Below are 6,757 nucleotides of genomic sequence, written 5' to 3'. Positions count from 1 at the left end.
AAAAAGAGTTCGCAGCGTTCAACTACTTGTTGTTCCCGCGGCAGGGAGACTGGAGCGTCATTAAAGTGACGGCCGGGGTGGATCAATGGCAACCAACGAATGAAGCCTTTCCCGAAGAGGTGATTCAAGCGGACTACTTTGATGAGAACTGGCAAACCTCCGTTAAAGCGAGGTGATGGGTAGGTGTAATAGGGCTGGCTCCTGACCCTGTTGTTTGAGGAGTCGGCCTAGGAATGGGATTGGTGTCCGTGGGACGAATCCCATAAACAAAAAAATTCTTGAACGTCCAGCAGGAAACAAATCAGACTGAATATCAAGGCCGCCGCAGGTGGTTGCGGGTCGTAGTGAGGAGTACAAAAGGAGCAGAAAATGGTTACCTACTACGTCGCGTCTCCGATTCGACATGCCCTGGTCACGGCAGAGAGTGAAGTCGATGCCTGGATTGCTGGCCATGCCGCACTCCACCGAATCCACACAGAACTGCTCGACCGGACCGGTGAAGATTTTCCCGTTGAGATCAGCCATGTCCGCCTGGCGACGCCCGAAGATATCGCCATCTGGCAGCGGTTGAACGAACCCCCCGTCGAATACACTCACGATTCGACAGGGATCTAGCCAGACCCACCGTCATGTTCTCCGATGTCTGCACTTGAGAGGTTGCTTTCCGGCAAGGCCTCTCAATCTCCCTCGTGGTTCATTGCGGGACGGAGGACTTCCGACTGTTCATAACGTCTTCGACGGAATCACTCCCGGTGGGGCGATGGAAACACAGTGTCGGCCCCTCGAAAGCTTCAGGCGGCCGTAGCGTCCCGCAGTGGCTGCTCGTCGTGGAAGCACCCTGATGTTACATCAAGCCGTCGAGGGCCTCTGTGCCGCTCCGTAGCGGGCGACGATTGATCGAATGAATCACTTCCAGCAACCGCTTCTTCGCTCGTCGATAATCACGGGCCGCCAGCGCCGCATGGCGGTAGCTTGTCCGCTGGATAATTGGATCCTCTGCAATCGGCGTCAACTCGGGAATCTGCTGCGGTGATGCATGCACCCCCGCGTGGACAGGAGTTCCCGGAATGACGTTGAATGTGTTGAAGCGAATTCGATCGATGTGTTTGGCGTGCTCTTCGAAGAACTTGCGCGTCTCGTCCAGATCGGCCGCCGTCTCCGTGGGAAACCCGTGAAAGGCAGTGCAGCGTACGCTCAACCCTGCTTCGTAGGCGTCGACCACAAATTGCCGGTAGTTCTCGATCAGCGACCCCTTCTTCATTCGATCGAGCAGTCGCTGGCTTGCCGTTTCAAAACCGAAACTGACTCGTCGCATACCGGCGTTCACAGCGGCGCGAAGATCCTCAGCCCTCAGACCGTTATCGGGGCGTTTATCGACGTGTACCGTGCCAATCCATTCGGCTCCGGGCACGGCTGACTGAATTCCCCCGACGATCTCTCGCCAGACCCGCACGTCAGAATTGAGCTTCAAATCGAGGAACAGGAAATGACGGGCATCGTGCCGAGCGGCAAGTTCCCGCATCTCGTTCAGGACGACCGGGGCAGACCGGGTTCGGAAGGTGCGACCGTTGACGGAAACGACGTCGCTGCAAAAAACGCACTGACTCCAGCCGCAACCGCGACCCGACATCAGCGGGATCACCCGCATGCGATATTTGTCCCAGGGAAAGTCGGAAAAATCAGGGATGGGAAGTTGATCAAGTTCCCGCAGGGGCGGAGCTTCAGGGGCAACTCGACCGTTCGGCAAGACAATCCCCGGAAACTGAAGCAGGTCACCACCGGCGATGGCTGTACGAACCAGTTCCGGCAGGATGAGGTCTGCCTCGCCCCCATAAATGGCGGTGAGACCGGGAACACTTCTCCAGGCGTCGGACGTCGCGGGGATATTGAAGACGGGGCCCCCCAGCAGCATGGGAATTCCCCGGCTTTGAGCAATCCGCCCGATCTCGACGACGGATGGATAGTGCTGCAGGTACGCTGACAGCAGTAGGATATCTGGCTTCTTCGCCAACGCCCGGTCGCACTCTGCCACCACCACGGGATGAGGCCGATTGATCCACCAGGACCGCATCCGCCGCGCTGTGTCTCGCATCCCCAGCAGGAATGGGTTACTCGTCAGATGAAATCGACGAATCCAGTGGTCGATGCGACCTTCCTGTTTTTCTCGCGCGACCGCCGGGACGCCATGAGACAGCGGACACAAGACGTCGACATCGAAACCCGCTTTACGGAGTGATGCCACCAGCAGGCCGATGGCCAGTGTGGGGAACGTGGCGAAGTTGTTAAGGTCAACAATCAGGACTTTCTGCTTCATTCTCACGCCCCGCGGTCTGAAAAGGAGAGTTATCGGAACTGCTGCCCCCTGGGCGACGTCGCAATCTCTTGTTTAGTCAGGTGTTCAGTGTGCACGTGGGTTAACTTCGTACTGATATACTCATCAAATCCATTTTAAGTCAACTGGCTCACTGACTGTGCCGAAATCCGCGCATCAGGCACTCCGGAATCTCGATCGAGCCCCCGCAAACCCGCCACCGGTCTGAGTTCGCAAGCTTTAAGGATTGCACTCTTTACTGCCGAGGAATCCAGGTTCCTGCTCGATTTTGCGTCTGCGCGACTTCGACAAGGATCCACAAAATGAATCGCTGGATATCTGAACACGTGGTATCATGTCACTGGAAACCAACATGAAAATCATGCTGAGGCAGTATCAACAGAATCCGCGTCTGTTCGTGATTTACGTTCGTGCCGGCTGCTTCCTTTGACTGGCGTTATGGAGTCCAAAGCGACTGTCCGAGTCGCACTCTCAAATGTCTGCTCTGCCGTTACTACAGGAGTCTCATCATGGCGACGATGAAAGCCGCTGTCGTTCGCGATTTCGGAAAGCCTCTCCAGATTGAGGAACTTCCCGTCCCCGAGGTGGGGCCTGGCCAGATCCGGGTCAAGATCGAAACCACGGGGGTCTGCCATACGGACCTGCATGCAGTGCAGGGGGACTGGCCGGTCAAGCCGACGCTCCCCTTCATCCCCGGTCATGAAGGGGTCGGTTATGTTTGCGCCGTCGGCTCGGGTGTCAAGCATATTAAAGAGGGGGATTGTGTGGGGATTCCCTGGCTCCACACCGCGTGTGGATACTGTGAGCACTGCCTTGGGGGCTGGGAAACTCTCTGTGAACGTCAGAAGAACTCCGGCTATTCGGTCAACGGAAGTTTCGCTGAGTACGTGATCGCCGATCCCAATTTCGTGGGTCGAATCCCCTCCGGGGTCGACTTGGTCGAGATCGCGCCGGTGTTGTGCGCGGGGGTCACCGTTTACAAAGGCTTGAAGGTGACCGATACACACCCGGGAAACTGGGTTGTCATCTCCGGAATCGGAGGACTGGGCCATCTGGCCGTTCAATACGCGATCGCCATGGGACTGAACGTCGCAGCCGTCGATGTGGACGATACGAAGCTGGAATTTGCTCAAAGACTGGGAGCGAAAGTGACGGTTAACGCCCGTCACTGCGATCCGGCCGCCTACTTGACCAAAGAGATCGGAGGAGCTCATGGAGTCCTGGTGACGGCCGTCTCCCCGATCGCCTTTCAGCAGGCACTGGGAATGGTCCGCCGCGGAGGTACCATCTCGTTGAACGGACTTCCACCCGGAGAATTCCCGCTGGGAATCTTCGACATGGTGCTGCGAGGCATTACGGTTCGAGGTTCCATCGTCGGAACCCGTCTCGATCTCCAGGAAGCACTCGACTTCGCCGCAGCGGGCAAAGTGAAAGCGGTCACATCGCCGGAACCCCTCGAAAACATCAACAGCGTCTTCGAACGAATGCACCAGGGCAAAATCGAAGGCCGAATCGTCCTCGACCTCCGCCAGGCATGAGGAACGCGCATTCCTCGAAGTGACTGACCAACTGGGTTGAAGTGGCGGAACGGGATGTCGCGCCAGGCTGAGGCCCGGTTGGTCTCCAGTTCGTGCCGGTTCCAATCCGGTCTTGTGCATGTTGAGAGAGTGGACCGGCACTGTTCACAGTACCTGTCCCACTTTTTCAACGAGCACCGAGCGGCAGATTTTCTGAAATCGTCACCTGCCGCAAGCCTCGGGGCCAGTTCCGGCAAAGGACGATTCGTCTCGAATTGTCAAAGAGCGAAAATCCAGCGATTCGGTTTGCGGTCCGTTACAATGCCGTGGTGAGCGGATCTGCAAGAGCCTCAGTGGCTTCCTTCTACGCAAAGCGATCGAGCACCAGGTGACCACCTCAGGGAAGATCCTGACCGGCTGTTGTAAATGGGACCCTGGGTCAGGTGTCGCAATCCGTTGGCCAACCGGGCCAGTCGGCCAGAATCACTTAAACCGTGATTGCGAAAGCACATGGGGCTGGCCACCGACTGGCCAAAGCTTGGCCAGCTGGCCAGCCCGTTACTCCTTTCCCGGCGTCCTGTTTCACCGACATTCCTCGGAAAGTCGCCATCGTCCTGGCCCGTAGCAGGGGACTCCCGCGGCTGTGTCGTCTCTCTCCGGATTCCCTCGCCGCGACCACCCATCAATCAATCGTCCCTCCCGGACTCACGATCTCCCACCGCCACTTCCTGAGTTTTGACTCGCCCGGTCTCGACTCCCTCCGCTCCTGCAGCGTGGGCAACGTCTCCCTCCGCAGGTTCATCATCTTCCTGATAGAGAAACCGATCGAGCGGCCAGGGAAGGTGCGGATTCACGACATCCCCCTCTCGTAACCTCCAGGCCCAGGAGTTTGTCCCGGGGATTCGCCACGAGTTTCCTTTCAACCCACAAAACGCCCGTCGCAATGTTCTTTCGCTGAAGCCCATCACATCCGCCGCGGACTTCACCTGCTTGAATTCATACATCTCCGTCTGCATGAAATCCCGCAGCCAGCACATCGCCCGTGCCAGCTCGCTGAATTCCTGCTCAAACAAGGGAAGTCGCTGCCGCTCCCGCATTTCGGTCTGAAACCGCTCGGCCGTCAGCCAGATCGGCCGGCGGTCCCATTCAACGCGACCTGCACTGAGCACAAAGGAGCGGGCAGGCGTTCTCTCAACCAGATTGGCTTTGACGGGCAACAGCAACCGACGTTCCGTGCGATCAGGATCACGGCCGATCCACCAAGCCGATGGAGCGACCAACTCCAGCGGCGTCAAACGGTGATTCCCAGCGGCTCTGGCTTTGGCCGGGCCGTTCACCACCAGCAAAATGGCGACCTGATTCGCGGCCGCAATGCCCGCCAGACGCTGCATCGTCAACAGCAGGGCCGTCCCATCGAAACGGCTCTGCTCGAACGAAGAATCCTGCAGGAACGGATCAATCACGATCAGTTGCAAGGGAGAACCCGCCGCGGTTCGTCGTTCGATCTCCTGTTCCAGCAGCGCCAGATCGTCCCTTAGCTGGAACGGCCGGCATCCGTTCCCCCGGTGATCCGCTTCGTTCGTGGGAATTCCCTGGATCACACGAATGCGGCGCATCTCTGCCCCGGCCGCCAGTAATCGCGGCCGCAGGACTTCCGCCATTTCATAGTCCGGCGAGATGAACAGCACCTCACCCCCGTCGCCGTCGCCGGTGTGAGCCGGGGACGAGGTATTCGACGCTCGCAAGCTCATCCGATCACCCCGCGTCACCGCAGCCGCCACATCGACCGCCACGAACGACTTTCCGATACCGGAAGCACCAGCCAGGCTCGTCACCATTCCCCGCGCCACCAGTTCACCCCACAGCCAGACAAACGGCCGAGCCTCCAGCTCCTCAACACACCGCGAAACAAACCCCTCCTGCACACCAGTTCCCAAGTCCCCCTCCGCATCCACGTCAGTCAAACACCCCCCTCGCCGCGACGGCTCCCCCCTCCTCACACCCTTCGCCGAATCACCTGAATGACAATGTTCGAGTTCCAAGCTCTAACCTCCTCCTCGTCTGAGCGCACCTTCAACCGCAGTTTTTCGAACGAACAGGCGATTGCAGAAGGGAACGCTAAAAAGAAGGGGCATGCTCGCCCCGGTTGCCCATCCCCGTCCTGCAACTTCCACCACGAGCAGTGTCAGCAACAAACACTCTGCGAACGAGACCAAACCTCCAAACGTTTGGAACAAAACCTCATCCCCAAAGAACTGGTGATCCAGGAAGAACAGGTGTCAATCCGTCACCCAGCAGGAACCCAGGCAGTTTCCCCCCCAAGATCCCTCCCCACGCCAACAAACCGCTCTCCCCGGACCCCGAGTCGGCCGGCAGCCACGACTGCCCCGCTAAGCCGCCCTCGCACCCAAACCAATCCGCTCTCCTCCGACCCCGCGTTCGGTGGAAGCCACGACTGAGCGGCTAAGAGCAGAAAGCAGCCCCACACAAGAGCTCTCCTCCGACCCTGTGTCGGTGGAAGCCACGACTGAGCGGCTAAGAGCAGAAAGCAGCCCCACCCAAGAGCTCTCCTCCGACCCCGCGTCGGTGGAAGCCACGACTGAGCCGCTAAGAGCAGAAAGCAGCCCTACACAAGAGCTCTCCACCGACCCTGTGTCTCATCGTACCACACAAGTCTGCCGTAACGGGTTCGTGAAACGCGATGTCGGTGGCATCCTGACCTGTGTTTCTGGGGGCGAATGAGGTTCAACGATGGAGAATGATTGGAGACGGGGTCCACCCGAGCGAGTAGTCGGATGAGAGAGAGCACGAAGAGTGGGGAACGATGCTCTTGAATGGCAGCTGGCGGGCTGTCAGAGCGTACATCAGCGAGCGAGCTCGTCTTGAGCGTGGTTACTCGTCGACGGTT

At 58.5% G+C, this 6,757-nt stretch carries 4 protein-coding genes; 2 read left to right on the top strand and 2 right to left on the bottom strand.

The window, feature by feature from the left end; genetic code table 11:
* Positions 1-369: 369 nt before the first annotated feature.
* Entirely contained in the window at positions 370-615 is a 246-nt protein-coding gene (locus VGE80_RS18450) for a hypothetical protein (protein WP_373653320.1), read from the top strand.
* A gap of 229 nt (positions 616-844) precedes the next feature.
* On the opposite strand, the gene VGE80_RS18445 is transcribed toward VGE80_RS18450, so the two are convergent.
* The gene (locus VGE80_RS18445; RefSeq protein WP_440593685.1) at positions 845-2,314 is read right to left on the bottom strand and encodes a B12-binding domain-containing radical SAM protein; all 1,470 of its coding nucleotides are present in this window, start codon (positions 2,312-2,314) and stop codon (positions 845-847) included.
* A gap of 524 nt (positions 2,315-2,838) precedes the next feature.
* Between VGE80_RS18445 and adhP the strand changes: the two genes are divergently transcribed.
* On the top strand, positions 2,839-3,870 hold the full coding sequence (gene adhP / locus VGE80_RS18440; RefSeq protein WP_373653821.1) for an alcohol dehydrogenase AdhP: 1,032 nt from the start codon (positions 2,839-2,841) through the stop codon (positions 3,868-3,870).
* Between the two features lie 665 nt (positions 3,871-4,535).
* Here adhP and VGE80_RS18435 read toward each other — a convergent pair.
* Positions 4,536-5,786 carry an AAA family ATPase gene (locus VGE80_RS18435; protein ID WP_440593684.1) on the bottom strand — a complete coding sequence of 417 codons (1,251 nt, stop codon included), beginning with the start codon at positions 5,784-5,786 and terminating at the stop codon, positions 4,536-4,538.
* Positions 5,787-6,757: the final 971 nt, after the last annotated feature.

The organism is Schlesneria sp., assembly GCF_036405755.1.
In the GTDB taxonomy this organism is placed as follows: domain Bacteria; phylum Planctomycetota; class Planctomycetia; order Planctomycetales; family Planctomycetaceae; genus Schlesneria; species Schlesneria sphaerica.
This window is presented reverse-complemented; position numbering and strand designations above follow the sequence as displayed.

Bases quoted from the DNA above. Each gene is read 5' to 3' on its own strand.
- VGE80_RS18450 (WP_373653320.1), top strand. From the start codon at position 370: ATGGTTACCTACTACGTCGCGTCTCCGATTCGACATGCCCTGGTCACG.
- VGE80_RS18445 (WP_440593685.1), bottom strand. From the start codon at position 2,314: ATGAAGCAGAAAGTCCTGATTGTTGACCTTAACAACTTCGCCACGTTC.